Source organism: Thauera phenylacetica B4P, from assembly GCF_000310225.1.
Classification (GTDB): domain Bacteria; phylum Pseudomonadota; class Gammaproteobacteria; order Burkholderiales; family Rhodocyclaceae; genus Thauera; species Thauera phenylacetica.
This window is the reverse complement of sequence record NZ_AMXF01000001.1, coordinates 1-18538: the sequence shown is the minus strand read 5'-3', so window position 1 is coordinate 18538 and position 18538 is coordinate 1. Positions and strand designations below refer to the sequence as shown.

The following is an 18538-nucleotide window of genomic DNA, read 5'->3' as shown; positions in this document are numbered from 1 at the left end:
GGAGTGACCACCATGCGCCGCTTCATCGTCTACTTCACCCTCGCCTGCTTCGTCACAACGCAGACCGCAGCCATTGCCGGGCCATTCGAAGAGGGCACGGCTGCCGGGCAGGCGACCAACCCGGTCGCCCGAGGCGCGGTCGGGACATCGAGCGCTTCGAGTGTCGTGCCGGGCTATACGACGACGCCTGCGGAGACGGCGTACTACGGCCAGCCCAGCCTATCCGGTGCCGCCAACGCTCGCCTTGCCGCTTGCTCGGGCAATTCCACCGACCCGGTGTGCCAGGCGCAAAGCACTGCGGCGATCTCCGCCAATACCCCGCGTACCGCCATCTCGCCCTACGACCCCTCGGTAACGACAGCCCGCAACATCGCCGACAGCCCAAACAGCGTGCTCGGCAGCCTTGCCGACTACTACTCCGGGTGCGCAGCTTCAAGCTGCCCGTCGAACGTCTTCTGCCTGGGTTCGAACTGCTTCAACACCAGCTACACCAATGACGCCGACTTCGCTCGGTCCATGACCTACATGGAGGCCGTACGGGAGGCCGGTGTCTATCTCGACACGACGAACATGCGGGTCTTCAAGGGCGAAGACAACCGCTGCCGCGACCGGCTGCTGAAGAACTGCTGCCATTCGGACTCGGCCGGCGCAGGCATGACCAACCAGAGCCTTTTCGGTACCGGATCGAGACTCGTCTTCGATGTGCTCATGAATGCTGAGAACCGACAGTTCCTCTATCAGGGCATGCAGGCGCTGCTCATGAGTGGCGGTTTCTCCGGCACGTTCACCACCTACGGCGTCACCGTGGCCGTGAACGGCGCGGCCTTGCCTGCAGGCTCCGCTGTGCTCTACGCGGGAGACAGCCTGGTCATCGCCTTTGACCCCTGGACACTGGCCATCGCGGTCGTCATCTACATCGTGATGTCAATGATGTCCTGCAACGAAGAGGAGGGGAAGCTGGCTATGAAGGAAGGGGCCGGCCTGTGCCACACGGTCGGCACCTGGTGCTCGTCATGCATCCGCATTCTCGGCAAGTGCGTCTCGTGCATCGAACACACCACCAGCAAGTGCTGCTTCAACAGCAAGCTCGCCCGGCTCATCAACGAGCAAGGGCGAATGCAGGTCGGAAGAGGCTGGGGAGCCGCCAGGAGTCCCGACTGCTCGGGCTTCACGGTCGCCGAACTGCAAAGCCTGAATTTCTCGGCGATGGACCTGACCGAGTTCTACGCCTCCATCGTGCCCACGCTGCCGAACGTGGGCAGCCTCCAGAGCAACAACGCCGCCCGCGTGACCTCCTGCTACTACGGTCAAGGGAAATGCCAATGAACCGCACCGCTCTCATCCGTTTTGCACTGGTGATCGCAGCCTTCGCGCCATGCGCACGCGCCGACGATGTGGCCCGCACTCCCGTCACCGATCCTCGTCCATTGATGTTCGCCGCCCTGCAGTCCAGCGACGGGCAAGCCCATGGCGTGCTCATCGGCGACGTTGCCGAAGCCATCACCAAACGCTTCAGCGCGTCCTCGCCCATCTACATCGATGTCTCCACGGAGAAGCGCTACGCCCAGCCCGGATGCGCACGCCTGAAGGTGTCTTTCTGGCAGGACGGCGTGAACCTGCCCGGAGCAGCGGCACCCCGGCGCCAGACCGTCGAATTCGGCATCAACTACTGCCTCGACGGGCGTCCGCCCGGCTCACTCTCGTAGGGGGTTTCGTGGAGCACCGCCGATTCATTGCCGGAATGGCCCTCGGCTTCGCCATGTTGTTGGCGACGGCCTCCCTGCCCGCTCAAGAGGCCGGACCATCCCAAGCCACGGCGCGCGCCACGCCACCCTCTACCTATTGGAGGGACCGCTGGCGCGGCTGGCACTTCTACGAAGACCCGGCCCAGGAAGACGAGCAAATTCCGCAGCCGACTCCAGCGCCATCAACTGCAACAGCGCAGCCGCAGAAGGCACGCATACCCGAGTTGGAAGAGTTTGCCCGCCTGCAGAAGACCCTGGAGGAGTACCGCAACATCGCCATCATCCGCCCGACCGAGGCCAACGTGCGACGTTACATGGAACTCGAATCCAAGGTGGTGGGCCAAGCCTCCGCCTTCGCCGACATGGCCAAGCGCGTTGCATGGGCGACGCCGGAACTGGACCCGACACTTCAAGGTCGCCCCGTCAACGCCAAGGCCCTGGAAGTCTTTGACGAAACCCAGCGCGCCGAACGCTCCCGGGCCGTGGCCCACTTGGGCAAAGACCATGTGCTGTTCTTTTTCTATCGCTCGGACTGCCCCTACTGCCACGCCTTCGCGCCAGTGCTGGAAGCCTTCCAGGCGCGGCACGGCATCCAGGTGGTCGCTGTCAGCATCGATGGCGGTCCCATGACCGGTTTTCCGGGGGCCCGGCGCGACAACGGCATTGCCAATGCCCTGCAAGTCGCCCAGGTGCCCGCAGTCTTCCTCGCGCAGCCCTTCTCCGGCCAGATCACGCCCATCGGTTTTGGCGTGCTCTCGGAATCGCAACTGCTTGAGCGCATCGCCATCGTGAGCAGCCCCGAGGGCAAGGCCATGCTCCCCAGCGCTACACGTCAGATCGCCTTGCCTTAGGAGCCGCCCATGCCCCGAATCCAACCCGCAGTCCGCCGAGTGATCGCCATCGCGCTGTCCATCGCCGTCGCCACCACGTCCGCCCCGCTCCGTGCGGGAGACCTCAACGCCGAGGTCAACAACATGTTCAACAGCCTGGGCGCCATCGGCAACTACACCGCTCCCGGCGCGTTCCGGGGCCAGACCTACAACACCTACACCGGGGGCAATCTGATGATGCGCACGCCGAACAAGGTCTACCAGCTCGCGGCCATCCAGTTCCCGAGCGCCAAGGCGGGCTGCGGCGGAATCGACGTCTTCGGGGGCAGCTTCAGCCACATCTCTGCGACCGAGTTCAAGAACATGCTGAAGAACATCACGGCTGCGCTTCCGGGCATCGCCTTCCAGCTCGCACTCGAGGCCGTCTCTCCCCTGCTGGGTGGCCTCACGAAATGGGCCAAGGGTCTGGAAACCTGGATCAACAACGCCCGCATCAACTCCTGCGAGACGGCCAAGGCCATTGTCAGCACGGCCGCCGAATCCCTGGGCTATAGCTCGCAGGAGACCTGCGCCGACCTCGCCATCGAGATGGGCATGGAAAGCGACCGCGATGCGGCCCGCCGCCGCTGCTCCAGCGACCGCCCCAGCATCCTCGCGTCGGCGCGCAGTTCCGGTGATGCCAATGTCCGCAACAAGGCGCCCTTCGTGGGCAACCTGACCTGGAAGGCCCTGCAGCGGACAGGCAGCTATCTGGACGACGCCGAACGCGAGTTGATCATGAGCATCGTGGGTACCGTCATCTACTACCCCGAGGAAAATGCGCGCGACCCCGAACCCGTCGCGCCGACACTGACCTCGATCAGCCAGCTGCTCTATGGTCAAGCGGCCGGCAGCGGCACCAACGTGGTCCAGCACATGCTGAGCTGCAACAACTACAGCGACTGCGACGTCGTCTCCCTCAACACCGCCTACAACCACACCCCGTTCACCGCCAAGGTGGAGACACTGATGCGCTCCATCGCGGAGAAGATCGCCACACGGACCGCCATCCCGAACAACTCGGTGGAGGTCGGCTTCGTCAATCAGACCACAGAGCCGGTCTACAAGATGTTGTCGATCGGCACCAGCATTCCCGGCTCAGGCCTCGCGGACAGCCTGATCGCCCAGTACCGCGACCTGATCGCCGCCGACTACGCCTACGTCTTCCTTGATCGCAACCTGCGCGTGGGGCTCGCGGCCCTGGAGAAGGATTTCACGCTGCAGCAGACCCAGCGGGAGCAAGCCGTCTACATCCGCCAGCGCGCCATGGCCATGCTCTCCCAGATCGCCCAGGAAAAGAACCTCCTCTACCAGAAGGTCGGTTCGTTCCGCGCGGTATCGAGCCACCTGGAAGAACTCGAGCGCCAGCTACGTTCCAGCATGCCCCAGCACGTCATGGACATGCTCGGGCAGCAAGCCGCCTACATGGCGCGCTGATCCGTCGCTGACCGGGGAGCGCCACCATGTGGGAAATCTATGCGTACCAGAACGCGGCCAGCCTGTTCGGGGTCTTCAACGCCGCGGCCGCCATCCATGCCTCCGGCGACTATGCCTCCGCGGTCGCCGCTGTGGCATTCTGTGGCTTCGTCGCCGCCTTCATCGCCTATGCATTCGCTCCCGAGAAGCTCCAGGGCTGGAAGTGGCTGGGGACGGTCGTTCTGGTCTTCTCGATCCTGATCGTCCCCAAGGTCACGGTCGGCATCGTCGACAAGACCGGCGGCACGCCAGTGCAGGTCGTCGACAACGTCCCCTTCGGCGCGGCCGTGCTCGGCAGTCTCACCAGCACCATCGGTCACACACTGACCGGCTTGTTCGAGACGGCTTTTCAGGTCATCCCCGGCCCCGGCGCCCTGCCCAGCGAGCTTCGCTACGAACAGAACGGCCTGATGTTCGGCAACCGTCTGATCCGGGAAACCGGCGGCGTGGTCTTCCAGGATCCGAACTTTCGCACGGACCTGATCAACTTCATCCACAACTGCACGACCTACGACCTCCTCGACGGAACGATCTCGCCGGCAGCATTCTCTACTTCGGACGACGTCTGGGCCCTGATGTCCACGCCCAACCCGGCACGCTTCACCCCGCTCACCAACACGACCGGCACGACGGTCGACACCTGCCCCAACGCCTACGTCAATCTGAGCGCCCGGATTCCCGCCCAGATCAGCCGCATCCAGGGACAACTCGCCTTCCGGCTGAACCCCACGCTGCCCGGCACAGCCGCCGCCAGCGTGATCGCCGGCCAGATCCAGCAGGCCTACATCAAGAACAACATCGCCTCGGCCTCAGCCACCGCGGCGGATCTGATCCGCCAGAACGCCGTGCTGAACGCCATCGCCGACACCGGCCAGATCGTCGGGCAGAAGGTGAACGACCCGGCCGCCATGGTGCTCGCCGTCGGCCGCGCCCAAGGCGTTGCCCAGCAGAACGCCGCCTGGATCAATGCGGGCAAGACCGCCGAGCAAGCCTTGCCTGTGTTCCGCAACGTGATCGAGGCGGTGACCTACGCCCTCTTTCCGCTCTTCGTGCTGCTGCTCCTGCTCACCAGCGGGCGGGAGAGCCTGATGGCTTTCAAGGGCTACGCTGCCATCCTGATCTGGATCCAGCTCTGGCCGCCGCTCTATGCTGTGCTGAACTACATGGCCTCGATTTACGCGGCCTACGACATCGCCTCGGCCGCCGATCTCGGCACAGGAACGAAGATGCTGACGCTGCAGACCGCGTCCAGCATCTACTCCCGTGCGATCTCCGGTGAAGCGATCGTCGGCTACCTGGCGATCAGCATCCCCTTCATCGCCTGGGCAGCCTTGAAGCGCATGGAGAACTTCGGGACCGCCATGGTGGGCGGACTCTCTGGGCTGCAGGCGTTGCTGGGCTCCTCGACGGGGTCTGCGGCCCTGGGCAATACCAGCCTGGGCAACGTCTCCATGGACCAGATGCGGCTGGCGCCCAACCGCACTTCGGCCTTCATGAGCAGTTGGCAGAACGATCTCTCGGGGGATACGTTCTCGTCGAACGCGCTGACCGGACGTACAGCGGTGAGTCTGCTGCGCAACCAGGGATTCGCTTCCCGAGTCGTGTCGATGCGGGTGTCGGAGCAGGATGTTGAGCAAGCCAGCCGACAGGTCGATGCTGCACGAGGTGAAGCTGTGGCCGCCACTACAGAACGGTCTGCCGCGCTGTCGGAGGTGTTCTCGCGGGGACTCAGCAAGCTGCGCTCCACGCGCAACAGCGCCGGTACCAGTTCTGGCAGCTTCGAGCAGATGGGGGAAACACTGAACAAGCTGGACCAGATCGTCCAGACCGTCTCGCAGAGCACCGGGCTCAGCCAGGCTCAGGTGGCACGTCTGGCATTCGGTGCTGCGGCACATGTCGGCGCCGACGCCAAGTTCATCGGAGGGAAGTTCCAGTCCAGCGGTGACAAGTCGTACCAATCGAGCCTCTCGGCGCAGGATCAGAAGGCCTTGGCCAGCCTGACTGGAGACCAACTGGTGGCATTCAAACAGTTCGGCGACCGCGTCTCCAGAGACACCAGCTTCCTGCAGGCGGTCTCGAACGATGCGAGCGAGGCACGGGAAATGTCATCCCGCCTCAGCACAACGCAGGCCCGTTCGGAAAGGGCAGATGCAACGCTTTCCGATCGAGTCAGTTTCGCCAACCAGGCATCAACCGCCTACTCCAAGGGTGAGGCGATTTCGATCGACATTGCCCAGGACCCGTACAACATGGAGATGTTCCTGCGCTACGCCCAAACGTACGGTGGCAACAGTGCCGCAGCCCACACCTTGATGTCGGCGGAACTCGCCCGGCAGTCGCTGGGGCCCACCCGCGTTCTGTCGGATGGAAGCAGCCTACCCGCTTCTTTCGAGGGTATTCGTGAGCTTCATCGGCAGCAGCGGAGTGAAGCAGCCCTCTCGCCAGATATCCAGAACGTCCATCGCGCCCAAAACGGGGCGACGTCGCGCTTCGGCAGCAACCCCAGCCGTCCGCTTGACCGCCCCGCCTATCCACCCTCACCGATTCGCCGAGAGGTTCAGCAGCGAGCCAGCGAGATTCAGGGCACGACTGCAGCCAAGAGTGGCGAGTTCGACAACAAGGCGGAGGTCGTCAAGACAGAGGATGGGACGTTGAAATCAAGAAAGTCCTTGGTTCTACAGTCGATGAGGCAAGTAGGCAGCGATGCTTCTGCAACGGCTGACAACCTCGGAGACAAAGTCAAAGACTTGCTGGATCGCAAGTAACCCGAAAAGCGGCTATCTGTTCAATGAACATCACGCAAAGACGAATTCAACAATCCGCCTCGAACACAGAAATTCGGACACTCCCGCTATCGATCCCACCGCCGGATTGGCACATCGCCCTTGAACAAAGAACCAGGACTGCTGGCTCCACGGATCCGATCGCTTCGAGATCGCCTGTGACCACGTCCCACACCGGTCAATGCTGCTCCAAAAGGAGCGGTAAACATCATCCCCAGTGTCATCATTCCCACCTTGGTAGCCCAGCTTTCGTGGGAAGCCACAAAGAGCCCTCCCCCTGCACCAAGCACCAGAATCAAGAAGAAAAAGAACTTTCGCATGCTCACCACCTCCTGACCCCAGCTTATCCAGGGTCGATCAGTTTGCAAGTGCGGCGCTATCGCTGCGGGCCAATATCCAAGCGCAAAGTACGTACGTGACCGACAAACCACTCCACCAAATTTGCCGTGCTTGCGACTACAGGCCAAGGCTGTGCTTCGCGGCCCCGAAGTTTGGGGCGTACTCCATGCCCACCGCCGCAAGATCACCAGCGATGTCGTTTTGGAGATGTCTGGTGTTCGGGGCAAAGTACTCCTTGGTATTCGACGACGCAAAGACGATGGGCGCTGTCAGTCCGGCAGCACGCAACTGGCTCGTGGCTTCGATGTAGGCCTCGACGATCACGCAGTCCTTCATCGACTCCTTGCCGCGCCGAGCAGGGGTACGAGGCTCGTTGACGCGCCTGAACGCTCGACTGGCAACGCCGTCGTTGTGCGGCACCACTTTGGCGACCTGCTTCCAACGATCGAGTACCGGCTTGGCGCGGCTGACATGTCCGTCGAGATGGTGAACCTGAATATTTCCTTGGGCACCAAAGGCCTTGGCTACATCGTGTATGCGCTGGGCCTGGGCCAGGAATTTCTGCAAGGCGGCTTGCGCCTCTTGTTCCACGCTCGCGACGTTGCTTGCGATCTCCAGGGTGACCTGCTCCGCCATGAGGACGATCAGGCCGGAACCCGCTTCGGCCATCGAGAGCAAGGCAAGTCCGGCATTGACATCGCCGGTCGTGGCGGTCTCGCGCGTGATGTCGCGAACCACATCAAGCACGGTGCATGTGTCGACGCACAGCACCGGCGAACCCAGCCCCACCAGGCGGGAAACCTGCTGCGAACTCAAGCTCATGAGCGCGACTGCTCATATTGCTCAAGAAGACCGAGGCCGAATTCATAATCGATCGCCAATTCGTGGGCTTTGTCTTCGGACCAATGTTCCACCTCGACGAGCCAGCGTACGAGTTGATCGGTATCCAGGCGCTTCGATGTGTGGTGTGTCGCGATCAGGAAGGCATACCACCGCTCCCTGTCCATGGGATGCGCGGCACCTGTGGACTTGTTGGCCAAGCGCGAAAAACGCCGCAATGCTGCCGCGGGTTCTGCGTCGAGCCAATCATCCAGTGATTGATGGGGAGAAGTCAGTTCAACATCGAAGCCGCTGACGCTGGCGGCAGGCGCTGCAATCCTGGCGACGAAGTCTCGCAGGATGATGTTGTACTTGGTGATGCCAAGTTCACCGACATTGCGGGGAACAATGTTGGAGACTTTGTAGCCTTCTCCCTCCTGCCAGAGCACCAGGCCGGATTCGTCAACATCATCGAATGCATCTCGCACGAGAACGATCACGTCCTCGCCATCGCTTGCGTGACCCCGGATGTCTTCTTCCCGCTCCTGATCGTGGTGCCAGGGTTCCTGAACCTGGGCCAGGATGCCGGCTCGGATGGAGCTTGCCGATACGCGGCCTTTCAAATGCAGGTCTTGGAAGACCTCGATGCTTTTTTCTGTCATGTTGGCTGGACCAATCTGAAGTGATGGGAGTTTCCGCAAAATCAGCGTCTCCGCCGTGGCGGTGCCAGCGGTTCGGAGTGGCCTATCGTCACGCGGAGCTGCTCGGGTGGCTCTGGGTCGGAGAAGCCGTCCGCAGCAATCGCGGTATCCAGGCCTCGGAGCGCTACGGATTTCTTCGGGTCCCGTAGCGATGTCATGCCTTCATTCCACGCATGCACCATCTGCTTGGCAACCGGACGCCAGCGCGGCTCGTTCCTGGCCGCTTCGATCACTTCCTCGCCGATCTGAACCGCCGATCCGCACAAGCGCTCGACCATCTCAGCGTAGTGCCGTGGCGCGATGCCGAGCCGCGCATTGAAGAAGCGCTGCAGCGCCTTGCCCGCCGCCCAGGTCTGACAGCCATCGATGGACAGCCCCGGCGGGTTGTTCGCGTAGCGCGGGTAAGCCTGGGTCGTCACGATGTCGTAGACCGGCGTGAAACCCACGTCGCCGAGCCGGGTGTAGGGCAGAGCAATGCTCTTGGCGTGGCAATCCGCGTTGCGCACCACATAGTTGGTCAACACATGCCAGCCGAATTGCTCCAACTGAACACGTAGCTGGGCGGACGGCAGGTAGGCGCGCGTGGCGTTCAGCACCTTCTCTGTGGTGGTCGCGTATTTTTCGTGGGGCGGCAGGCCGAGCAGCCCGCAGGCATCTTCGAGTCCGTGCGTCGGCGTGCCATGCTCGTCCACGTCGAAGCGTTCGGCCACCAGCACCCGGCGATCCTCGGACATGCGGGTTCGGACCACCGGCACGACATTCAGGCGCTCCAGCACCCGCATGCTGTAGAACACGTTGAAGCCGAGGTAAGGCGTGCTGTCGTCCGAGCCCTTGATGATGTGGCGACTGGTGCGTAGCGCGGGCTTGCCCAGCGGTCCCAGCGGTCCCAGTGGCTCGTCGTGCGTTTCTTCCGGCGCGATGAATGGGCACCACGCCCGAAATCGATGCGCGGGCATAGCGGCGCACCAGCACTGCGAAATGCCCGGCGGTGTTCTCGGCCGTCAGCAGGCTCTCGATCTGCAGGGGCGCCATGTCCACGCCGGGCTTGCCCCCCTCGGGCGTGACCGCGACACCACCGATGCCGCTGCCCCCGACAACTGCCAGCAGGGACAGATCTGTGCCATCGAGCAGTGGCCCGAACTCCTCGCGAATGATGTTCAGCAGATAGCCCTCGGGCAAGTTCTGGCGGAAGAACGGGTGCAGATCACGCTGCCAGCGCCATGGTTCATCACGCACCGGCATGGTCAGGCTGACGAAATCGGCCGGATCGGCGTCAGGCAGATACTTCAGGACGTACTCGTCACGCTCACGATAGAGTTGAGCGACGGTCTTGCCGCTAACCTGAACATCGAGCTTCATGCAGAATCACCTCGACGCTGCTCGGCGAGGATGTCCTCGACCGTGCGCGCGTGTCCAGCCTTCACCAGCTTCAGGTCGTAGCCGGCGGCTTCGAGCAAGCTCACCAGCGCGGACACGCTCATGTCACCGTTGGCCAGGTTTTCCATCCGCGCCACGGTCGTACGCGCGACGCCCGCCCGCTGGGCAAGTTCATCTTGGCTCAGCCCCGCTTCTCGGCGAGCACCTCTGAGCATTCCGGCAACATCGGACAGCGTCGTCACTGTAGCCCCCAAGCATCAAATTAACCTCACAAGGCCAATAATGTAGCCCTCGGGACACAAAATCTCGAGCGACCGACTGCGATGAGTGTCCGTCAAGCCACCTCAGGCTACTCACCATGGAAGTTGCCCCTTCATTTCGCCCAACGCGATCTGGACGCGATCATCCAAAATGTCCCGCATGCTGAGGATCAACGACAACGGATCCACCGTCGCCTGGTCTGGAATCAGGGCCGGGCTGTAGGTCCACAACTGCCACTCGTGAGCACCCGGCATCGCCTCAGGCAGTTCCTTAATTCCGGCCTTGGTTGCCGCACGTTGCATCATCCAAAGAGTCGTGGATAAATATGCAGCTTCAGGTCCATAAGCACATGATGATTGTCCAGCCCCAGCCTATCCCGTGCCACACACCCGCGCGCGCTGTCGACACGTTGCAGAGCGATCTGGCCGACTTCGTTCCGGTTGGGCGGCGACATGTTTCTTGCAACCAAGGACGGCTCCACAACAGCACGCACAGCACGGAATCCCGTTCCTCCCGTCATCCCGCTGGCGGAGCCCACCTCCAGTTGTCCACGAGGGCGCACGGGTCCGCGCCGATCACGGATAGGCTGCCACCCAGCTACAAAACAGGTGACTTGGCGATCATGTCCCAGCAGGTCACACCATCTCGCCCAAGATTTGTAGCTAGACTTGTAGCCAGCACAGATTGACGTCAATGATTCACAAAAAACACGAACAAAATCAATAGGCTACGAAACATATGAAGTTTGCCACCTGGAACGTCAACTCCCTGAAGGTCCGCCTGCCCCACGTCCTCGACTGGCTCGCCGCCAACAAGCCCGACGCGCTCTGCCTGCAGGAGCTCAAGCTCGAGGACAAGGCCTTCCCGGTCACCGAACTAGAGGCGGCCGGCTATCACGCCGTGTTCATCGGCCAGAAGACCTACAACGGCGTCGCCATCCTGAGCCCGCAGCCGATCGACGAAGCCACCGTGGTGCGCAACATCCCCGGCTTCGAGGACGAGCAGAAGCGCATCATCGCCGCAACCATCGCTGGCGTGCGCGTGGTGTGCGGCTACTTCCCCAACGGCCAGGCGGTGGGCTCGGACAAGTTCGAGTACAAGCTGCGCTGGCTCGCCGCGCTGACCGACTGGCTGCGCGAGGAGATGAAGACGCACGAGCGCCTGGTGCTGGCCGGTGACTTCAACATCGCGCCGGAAGACCGCGACGCCCACCCCGACTGGAAGGACGAGATCCACGTGTCCGAGCCCGAGCGCGCCGCCTTCCGCGCGCTGCAGGCCCTCGGCCTGATCGACGCCTTCCGCCTCTTCGAGCAGCCCGAGCGCGCGTTCTCGTGGTGGGACTACCGCATGATGGCCTTCCGCCGCAACTTCGGCCTGCGCATCGACCACCTGCTGGTGTCGCCCGCGCTGCGCGAGGCCTGCCGCAGCTGCAGCGTGGACAAGGCGCCGCGCCGCCTGGAGCGGCCGTCGGACCACGCGCCGGTGGTGCTGGAGCTTGCGCTGGGCGCGTGACGCCACACCGCGCCACCGCCGTCTGTAAGACAATGCGCCGATGACCTCGCACACCAACGCCATGCCCACGCCCCAGGCCGAAGCACAACGCCTCGAAAGCTGCTATCCGGTGCTGGGTGCGCTGTCCGCGTCCGCCCACGCCCGTCTGCTGCACAGCGCGCAGTGGATGCGCGTTCCCGCGGGCGCGATGCTGTTCGACGACCGCCAGGCCTGCGAGGGCTTCCCCTTCGTGGTCGAGGGCACTGTGCGGGTGAGCAAGTGCGCGCCGAGCGGGCGCGAGCTGCCGCTGTACCGCGTGGGCCCGGGCGAGACCTGCATCATCTCCTCGTCCTGCCTGCTCGGCCACGAGGACTACAACGCGCGCGGCGTCACCGAGTCCGACACCCTGCTGATGCTGCTGCCCAAGGCGGTGTTCGACGAGATGATGGCCGAGCGCCCCTTCCGCGACTTCGTCTTCCACCTCTTCGCCGAGCGCATCGCCGACCTCATGCAGCTCATTGAGGAGGTCGCCTTCCGCAAGCTCGACCAGCGCCTGGCGGCGCTGCTGCTGGGCAAGGGCCGCGTACTGCACGTCACCCACCAGCAGCTCGCCGACGAGCTCGGCAGCGTGCGCGAGATCGTCAGCCGCCTGCTCAAGAGCTTCGCCGAGCAAGGCCTGGTGAAGCTCGCGCGCGAGCAGGTCGAGATCATCGATCCGTCCGGGCTGCGCCGCATGGCCTCCGAGGGCAGGGGCGCGGCCTGAGCCCCACGCTTGCGGGCTCCCGTCCCGGAGCGGGCGGGCGTAACATCCTGGATCGAGCGCGGGCTGTGTAACCTCGGTTACAGACCGCAGCCGGCCGCGCGTGCTCCAATGCGGTCACTCACCTCATCCGATCCAAGGAGAACACACATGAAAACGAACGTTGGTGGCGCCGACAAGATCCTTCGCATCGTAGCCGGTATCGCGCTGCTCGCCTGGGCGGTGTTCGGCGGCCCGGTGTGGGCCTGGATCGGCATCGTCCCGCTCGCCACCGGCCTGCTCGGCTGGTGCCCCGCCTACACGATGCTCGGCATGAACACCTGCCCGCTCAGCAAGAAGTAAGCGAGCCCACCCCACGAAAAAGCCGGCACCCGCCGGCTTTTTCACGCCTCACGCCTCACGCACTCGTTCGCGATCGCGACGTACTGCTCCACCGACAGCTTCTCGCCACGCAGCCCGGGGTCGATGCCGAGCGCCTGCAGCCCGGCGTCGTCGATGAACTCGCGCAAGGTGTTGCGCAGGGTCTTGCGGCGCTGGCCGAAGGCGGCGGCGACGATGCGCCCGAGCAAGGCCTCGTCGTGCGCGCCGAGCTGCTCGGCCGGCAGCGGGGCCATGCGCACGATGCTCGACATGACCTTGGGCGCCGGACGAAACGCCCCCGGCGGCACGTCGAACAGCCGCCCCATGCGGAAGCGGTACTGCAGCATCACCGACAGGCGGCCGTATTCCTCGGTGCCCGGCTCGGCCACCATGCGCATCACCACCTCCTTCTGCAGCATGAAGGTCATGTCCTTGACCTGGTCGGCGAAGCCGGCGAGGTGGAACAGGATGGGCGTGGAGATGTTGTAGGGCAGGTTGCCGACGATGCGCAGCGACGGCTTGTCGTCGGCGCCCTGGCCACCGCACAGGCTGCCGAAGTCGAACTTGAGCGCGTCGCCCTCGTGCACCGTCAGTTGTTCGGCGGTGTAGCGCTCGTGCAGGCGGGCGATGAGGTCGCGGTCGATCTCGACCACGTGCAGGTGGCCGAGGCGCTCGATCAGCGGGTCGGTCATCGCACCCAGGCCGGGGCCGATCTCGACCATGAGCTCGCCCGGCTGCGGGCGGATGCCGTCGATGATCTTGCGGATGATGTTGGGGTCGGAGAGGAAGTTCTGGCCGAAGCGCTTGCGCGCGCGATGGCCGTCGGTGTCGAAGTCGTGCATGGGATTCCTTTCGCCGGGGTGGCCCGGCCTGGCTTCGCCGCGCTCAGGCTGCGGCGCGCGCCTGCGTCATCGCGATCGCGAGCTCGAGCGCGGCGAACAGGCTGCCCGGGTCGGCACGGCCGCTGCCGGCGAGGTCGAGCGCGGTGCCATGGTCGACCGAAGTGCGGATGATGGGCAGGCCGAGCGTGACATTGACGCCGCCGCCGAAGCTGGCGTGCTTGAGCACCGGCAGGCCCTGGTCGTGGTACATCGCGAGCACGGCGTCGCCCTGCGCCAGCGTGTGCGGCACGAACAGGGTGTCGGCGGGCAGCGGGCCGACCAGCTGCATGCCCTCGGCGCGCAGGCGCCCGAGCACCGGGATGATGACGTCGATCTCCTCGCGCCCCATGTGCCCGCCCTCGCCCGCATGCGGGTTGAGGCCGGCGACCAGGATGCGCGGCGATTTCTGCCCGAAGTGACGCACGAGGTCGGCGTGCAGGATGCGCAGGGTCTCTTCCAGCACCTGCGGCGTAATCGCCGCCGGCACCGCGGCGAGCGGCAGGTGGGTGGTCGCCAGCGCGACGCGCAGACCGCCGCCCACCAGCATCATCACCACCCGCGCCGTGCCGGTGTGCTCGGCGAGGTATTCGGTGTGGCCGGTAAAGGGCATGGTCTCGTGGGCACCCAGTCCCTCGCAGATCACGCCCTTGTGCACCGGCGCGGTGACCATGGCGGCGAACTCGCCCTGCACGCAGCCGGCGATGGCGCGGTCGAGCAATCGCAGCACGTAGGCTCCATTGGCCGCATCGAGCACGCCCGGCCGGGACGGCGCGGCGAGCGGCAGGTGCAGCACCTCGACCACGCCGGCGGGCGCAGGCCGCGCGGCATCGAACTCGACCACGCCCACGGCGTTGCCCAGCGCCGCGGCGCGTGCGCGCATCAGCCCGAGGTCGGCGAGCAAAACCGGACGCAGCGGCCAGGCGCGCTCGGCCAGGCGCAGGCACAGCTCGGGGCCGACCCCGGCGGGTTCTCCGCTGGTGATGGCGACGAGCCCGCGCCCCGCATCCGCGGCGATGCTCAATGGACTCCCCTCCCGTCGCTGCGTGACATCCTCCCCGGGGGAGGCGAACGCTTGCCTTCGGGCGGCCGTGCGGGCGCGCTCATTCGCGCTCGATGCGGTAGTCGACGTAGGTGCTGTCGCGCAGCTGGCGCACCCAGTCCTCGTAGGCCTGCTCAGCCTTGCGCTCGCGCAGGGCCTGGCGCGCGGCGGCGCGCTTGCGCTCGTCGGTGACGTCCTGCACGCGGCGCTCCATCACCTGGATCAGGTGCCAGCCGAAGGGCGAGCGCACCGGCGCGCTGACCGCGCCCGGCTGCAGCGCGTTCATGGCGCGCTCGAACTCGGGCACGGTGTCGCCCGGGTTGAGCCAGCCGAGATCGCCGCCGCGGGCGGCGGAGAGGTCGGCCGAGCTCGCCTTGGCCAGCTCGGCGAAGTCGGCGCCATTGACCACACGCTCGCGGATGCCCAGCAGGCGCGCCTCGGCCTCGGCGTCGGAGAGCACCTCGGAGGTCTTGATCAGGATATGGCGCGCGCGCGTCTGCTCGAGCTGCTGCACGGCCGCCGCGCCGCCGCCGCGCACGTCGACCAGGCGCACGATGTGCAGCCCGGCGGCGCTGCGCAGCACCGGCGAGGTCTCGCCCGGGCGCATGCGGCGCACTGCATCGGCGAACAGCGCCGGCAGGCGGTCGAGCGGGCGCCAGCCCAGGCCGCCGCCCTGAAGGCCGTCGGGCGCGTCGGAGACTTCGGCGGCGACGCGGGCGAAGTCCTCGCCCGAGCGCAGCCGCGCCATCACCTGCTCGGCGCGCCTGGCCACCGCCTCGACCTGCTGCGGCGAGGCGCCCTCGGGCGTGCGCAGCAGGATGTGGGCGCCGGCGAACTCCTGGCCGGAGAAGGCGTCGGGGTTGTTGGCGATGAAGTTGTCGATCTCGGCGTCGGTGACCACGATGCGGCTATCCACCTCGCGCTCGCGCAGGCGGGTGAGCAGGATCTCGCTGCGGATCTCGTCGCGGAAGCGGCTCCACGTGACGCCGTCCTTTTCCAGCGTGGCACGCAGCTGGTCGATCGAGAGCTTGTTGTTCGAGGCGATGCGCTCGATGGCGCGGTCGAGCGTGGCGTCGTCCACCCGCAGCGAGGACTCGCGCGCAAGCTGGAGCTGGGCGCGCTCGACGATCAGGCGCTCGAGCAGCTGGCGCTGCAGCACGTCCTCGGGGGGCAGCTCGACGCCCTGGCGGGCGAGCTGGCGGCGGGTCTGCTCGATGCGCGAGCGCAGCTCGAGGCCGGTGATCACTTCGTTGTTGACGACCGCGACGATGCGGTCGACCTCGACCGCGCGCGGCGCGGAATGCACCGGCAGCGCGAGCGTGGCGGCCGCGAGGCCGATGGCGATGGCGACGCGGGTGCGGGGCAGGAGTTGTTTCATGTCGATGGGGGATGGATGCGCGGGAGCAGCCTCAGTCTTCACCGAAGACGCGATTGGCCGAAGAGTCGTTGATCTTGCCATAGCCGGGAACGCTGCGCTTGATGAGGCTGAGCGGGTTCGAGCCGATCCCGGCGAGGTCGTTCAGTTCCAGCTGCACGAAGATGGCGTTGGTGACGTCGTCCTCGTCGATCGCGAAGCGATGCACCGCGGTCCGGAACACCCAGCAGCCGCCGTTGTATTCGATGCCCGCGACTGCCTCGGTGATGCGGTCGTCCTTGAGCGAGTGGGTGACGCGACCGACACCGTACCAGTTGCGCGCGAGCGGCCACTGCCCGGAGACGTCGATGTCCTTGAGGCCCACGATGTCGTCGTCGACGCGCAGGTTGGGCGCATAGCGGTAGCTCAGGTTGAGCGTGCGCGCGAAGCCGGGCTGGTAGCGCACGCTGGCGTTGAGGCGCTCGGTGCGGCTGGTCTCGGTGTTGTACTGCGCGTAGGAGTCCACGGTCACCGTGCTGGTGATGCGTCCGCCGAGGCCGGCGAGGATCTCGTTGCCGGTGCCCGCGCGGCGCAGCTCGTCCTTGTCGTACAGGTAGACCTCCTGGTCCGAGAAGTAGTAGCGCTGGCCAACGAGCGCGCGCACGCGCTCGACCCCGGTCTCGGCGTCGATGAAGCGGGTGGTGACCGCGGCCGTGAGGTCGTTGGCGTCGCCGATGCGGTCGCTGCCCGAATAGCGGTTCTCGGCGAAGATCTGCGCAAAGCCGACGTCGAAGCGGTTGCTGTCGAAGAGGGGGATGTCGTTTTGGTTGCGGCTCGGCACGCGCAGGTAGAAGAGCCGTGGCTCCAGCGTCTGCAGGTAGTCCTTGCCGAAGTAGTGCGACTCGCGCTCGAAGAACAGGCCGGAGTCGAGCGAGACGATCGGGACCGAGCGCGTGATCGAATCGGGCTTGCCCGCAGTCCCCGCGGCACGGTCGATGTCGTAGCTGGTGTAATGCACGCCCGCCTTGGGCGTCACGAACCAGGCGGCGCCCTGCATCGGCAGCGAGAGCTGAGGGTAGGCGACGAAGCGCGAGGCCTCGTCGCGGTCCGTCTCGCGATGGGCGAAGCGCACGAACTCGGTCTCGAGCAGGCCGGCCATCCCGCCGGCGAGGTCGGCGCGTGCGGCATCGAGGCGCAGCTGCGGCAGGCGGCGATAAGGCTCGGCGTTGCGCACATCCGGATCCGGATTCAGGGTCTGGTAGCGCTGCGCCAGCGCGGACGCGGTCCACCATCCGCCCGCGTAGATCAAGCGTCCCTCGCGCAGCAGGTTCACCCGCGAGGCCACGCCGATACTCGACGAGAGATCCTCGAAGTAGGCATCGTCGGAGACCGCATTGAGGTCGAGCGTGCCATAGAAGTTGGGTGCGAAGCGATGCTGGTGCTGGATCGAGCCGAGCCTGCGCTCCTCGCCGGTCACCTTGTCGTTCGGCATCCATTCGAGGCGAGTCGTGCCCTGGTAGTCCTCGCCGAGATAGCGCAGCTCGCCGCCGAACTGGACGCCACGGCGGGTCATGATGCGCGGCGCCAGGGTGGCGTCGTAGTTGGGCGCGATGTTCCAGTAATACGGCTGGGTGAAGTCCACCCCGGTCTTGTTCGACGAGCCGAAGGTGGGCGGCAGCAGGCCGGACTGGCGCTGGCCGCTGAGCGGGAACTCGGCCCAGGGCATCCAGAAGATCGGCGTGTCCATGAACACGATCGAGCTGCCGCGCGCGGTGCCGACCTCGCGGTCGTAGTCGAGCTCGAGCTCGCGCGCCCTGATGTACCAGTCCGGATCCTGGGGGCTGCAGGTGGTCCACGTCGCGTTGGCGAGGCGGTACTGGTTCTCGCCCTCCAGGCGCAGCAGGTCGGCCTCGCCGCTACCGGCCACGGTGCGCGGGGCGTCGCCGGCGAGCGCGGGCGGGCGGGCGCGCGAGAGCTCGTAGGTCGGCGTCTCGAAGCTGCCGACACGGTCGCCCACCACCAGCGTGGCCTTCGGCCCGCGGATCGTGTCGCCACCCCGGCTCAGCACCACGTCGCCCTCGGCGAGCACCTCGTCGGTCGGCTCGCGGTAGGTGACGCGGTCGGCGGTCAGGAGGGTGTCGTCGCGCTGCAGCTCGGCCTCGCCCTCGGCGACCAGCTCGATCCCGCGCTCGCCGTGGATGCGCAGCGCGCTGACTGCGGTCTCGCCCGGCGCGAGCGCGGGGCGCTCGGCCGCGGGCGCAGGCGGGGCGGCCGTGGCCCGGG

17 protein-coding genes and 1 pseudogene are annotated in these 18538 nt (G+C 65.6%); 8 read left to right on the top strand and 10 right to left on the bottom strand.

Annotated elements, in window-relative coordinates; translation table 11 throughout:
• Nucleotides 1–12 precede the first annotated feature (12 nt).
• The 5 genes from traN to C667_RS00060 are packed head-to-tail and all read left to right on the top strand — an operon-like array spanning nt 13 to nt 6855.
• A complete protein-coding gene (gene traN / locus C667_RS00080; protein ID WP_004354754.1) occupies nt 13–1326 on the top strand; it encodes a conjugal transfer protein TraN in 1314 nt (437 codons plus the stop codon).
• Nucleotides 1323–1706 carry a hypothetical protein gene (locus C667_RS00075; protein ID WP_004354751.1) on the top strand — a complete coding sequence of 128 codons (384 nt, stop codon included), beginning with the start codon at nt 1323–1325 and terminating at the stop codon, nt 1704–1706. The genes traN and C667_RS00075 overlap by 4 nt, the downstream gene beginning before the upstream one ends.
• Before the next feature lie 35 nt (nt 1707–1741).
• The gene (gene traF / locus C667_RS00070; RefSeq protein ID WP_051174581.1) at nt 1742–2596 is read left to right on the top strand and encodes a conjugal transfer protein TraF; all 855 of its coding nucleotides are present in this window, start codon (nt 1742–1744) and stop codon (nt 2594–2596) included.
• A 39-nt stretch (nt 2597–2635) separates the two neighbouring features.
• Nucleotides 2636–4051 carry a conjugal transfer protein TraH gene (locus C667_RS00065; protein ID WP_004354747.1) on the top strand — a complete coding sequence of 472 codons (1416 nt, stop codon included), beginning with the start codon at nt 2636–2638 and terminating at the stop codon, nt 4049–4051.
• A 26-nt stretch (nt 4052–4077) separates the two neighbouring features.
• Nucleotides 4078–6855 (top strand): conjugal transfer protein TraG N-terminal domain-containing protein, encoded by a 2778-nt coding sequence (locus C667_RS00060; protein ID WP_004354745.1) that lies wholly within the window; start codon nt 4078–4080, stop codon nt 6853–6855.
• A gap of 474 nt (nt 6856–7329) precedes the next feature.
• On the opposite strand, the gene C667_RS00055 is transcribed toward C667_RS00060, so the two are convergent.
• From C667_RS00055 to C667_RS25425, 6 genes and pseudogenes are all read right to left on the bottom strand, one after another.
• Nucleotides 7330–8034 (bottom strand): PIN domain-containing protein, encoded by a 705-nt coding sequence (locus C667_RS00055; protein WP_004354743.1) that lies wholly within the window; start codon nt 8032–8034, stop codon nt 7330–7332.
• Entirely contained in the window at nt 8031–8693 is a 663-nt protein-coding gene (locus C667_RS00050) for a DUF1889 family protein (RefSeq protein ID WP_039920390.1), read from the bottom strand. Before C667_RS00050 ends, C667_RS00055 begins: the two co-directional genes overlap by 4 nt.
• Nucleotides 8694–8734: 41 nt before the next feature.
• On the bottom strand, nt 8735–9688 hold the full coding sequence (locus C667_RS00045) for a HipA domain-containing protein (RefSeq protein ID WP_211207629.1): 954 nt from the start codon (nt 9686–9688) through the stop codon (nt 8735–8737).
• A gap of 166 nt (nt 9689–9854) precedes the next feature.
• Nucleotides 9855–10091: pseudogene (locus tag C667_RS26780) on the bottom strand (HipA N-terminal domain-containing protein); the annotation flags it as partial.
• Nucleotides 10088–10324: a helix-turn-helix domain-containing protein gene (locus tag C667_RS26775; protein ID WP_221439667.1), complete on the bottom strand. Its 237-nt coding sequence runs from the start codon at nt 10322–10324 to the stop codon at nt 10088–10090. The gene C667_RS26775 and the pseudogene C667_RS26780, both read right to left, overlap by 4 nt.
• A 138-nt stretch (nt 10325–10462) precedes the next feature.
• A complete protein-coding gene (locus C667_RS25425) occupies nt 10463–10675 on the bottom strand; it encodes a hypothetical protein (protein WP_157302019.1) in 213 nt (70 codons plus the stop codon).
• A 433-nt stretch (nt 10676–11108) separates the two neighbouring features.
• Here C667_RS25425 and xth point away from each other — a divergent pair, with 433 nt between their 5' ends.
• From xth to C667_RS00025, 3 genes are all read left to right on the top strand, one after another.
• A complete protein-coding gene (gene xth, locus C667_RS00035; RefSeq protein WP_004354736.1) occupies nt 11109–11882 on the top strand; it encodes an exodeoxyribonuclease III in 774 nt (257 codons plus the stop codon).
• Nucleotides 11883–11922: 40 nt separating this feature from the next.
• Complete coding sequence (locus tag C667_RS00030; RefSeq protein WP_004354735.1) at nt 11923–12624, top strand: Crp/Fnr family transcriptional regulator; 702 nt, start codon at nt 11923–11925, stop codon at nt 12622–12624.
• Between the two features lie 147 nt (nt 12625–12771).
• Nucleotides 12772–12963: a YgaP family membrane protein gene (locus tag C667_RS00025; RefSeq protein WP_004354734.1), complete on the top strand. Its 192-nt coding sequence runs from the start codon at nt 12772–12774 to the stop codon at nt 12961–12963.
• Nucleotides 12964–13004: 41 nt separating this feature from the next.
• Here C667_RS00025 and rsmA read toward each other — a convergent pair whose 3' ends face one another.
• From rsmA to C667_RS00005, 4 genes are all read right to left on the bottom strand, one after another.
• Nucleotides 13005–13823, bottom strand: coding sequence for a 16S rRNA (adenine(1518)-N(6)/adenine(1519)-N(6))-dimethyltransferase RsmA (gene rsmA, locus C667_RS00020; protein ID WP_004354733.1), 819 nt, complete (start codon nt 13821–13823; stop codon nt 13005–13007).
• Nucleotides 13824–13866: 43 nt separating this feature from the next.
• Nucleotides 13867–14883, bottom strand: coding sequence for a 4-hydroxythreonine-4-phosphate dehydrogenase PdxA (gene pdxA, locus C667_RS00015; protein ID WP_004354732.1), 1017 nt, complete (start codon nt 14881–14883; stop codon nt 13867–13869).
• A 79-nt stretch (nt 14884–14962) separates the two neighbouring features.
• Nucleotides 14963–16279, bottom strand: coding sequence for a peptidylprolyl isomerase (locus C667_RS00010; RefSeq protein ID WP_004354730.1), 1317 nt, complete (start codon nt 16277–16279; stop codon nt 14963–14965).
• A gap of 31 nt (nt 16280–16310) precedes the next feature.
• The coding region (locus tag C667_RS00005; RefSeq protein ID WP_004354728.1) for an LPS-assembly protein LptD at nt 16311–18538 on the bottom strand (2228 nt) is incomplete at its 5' end.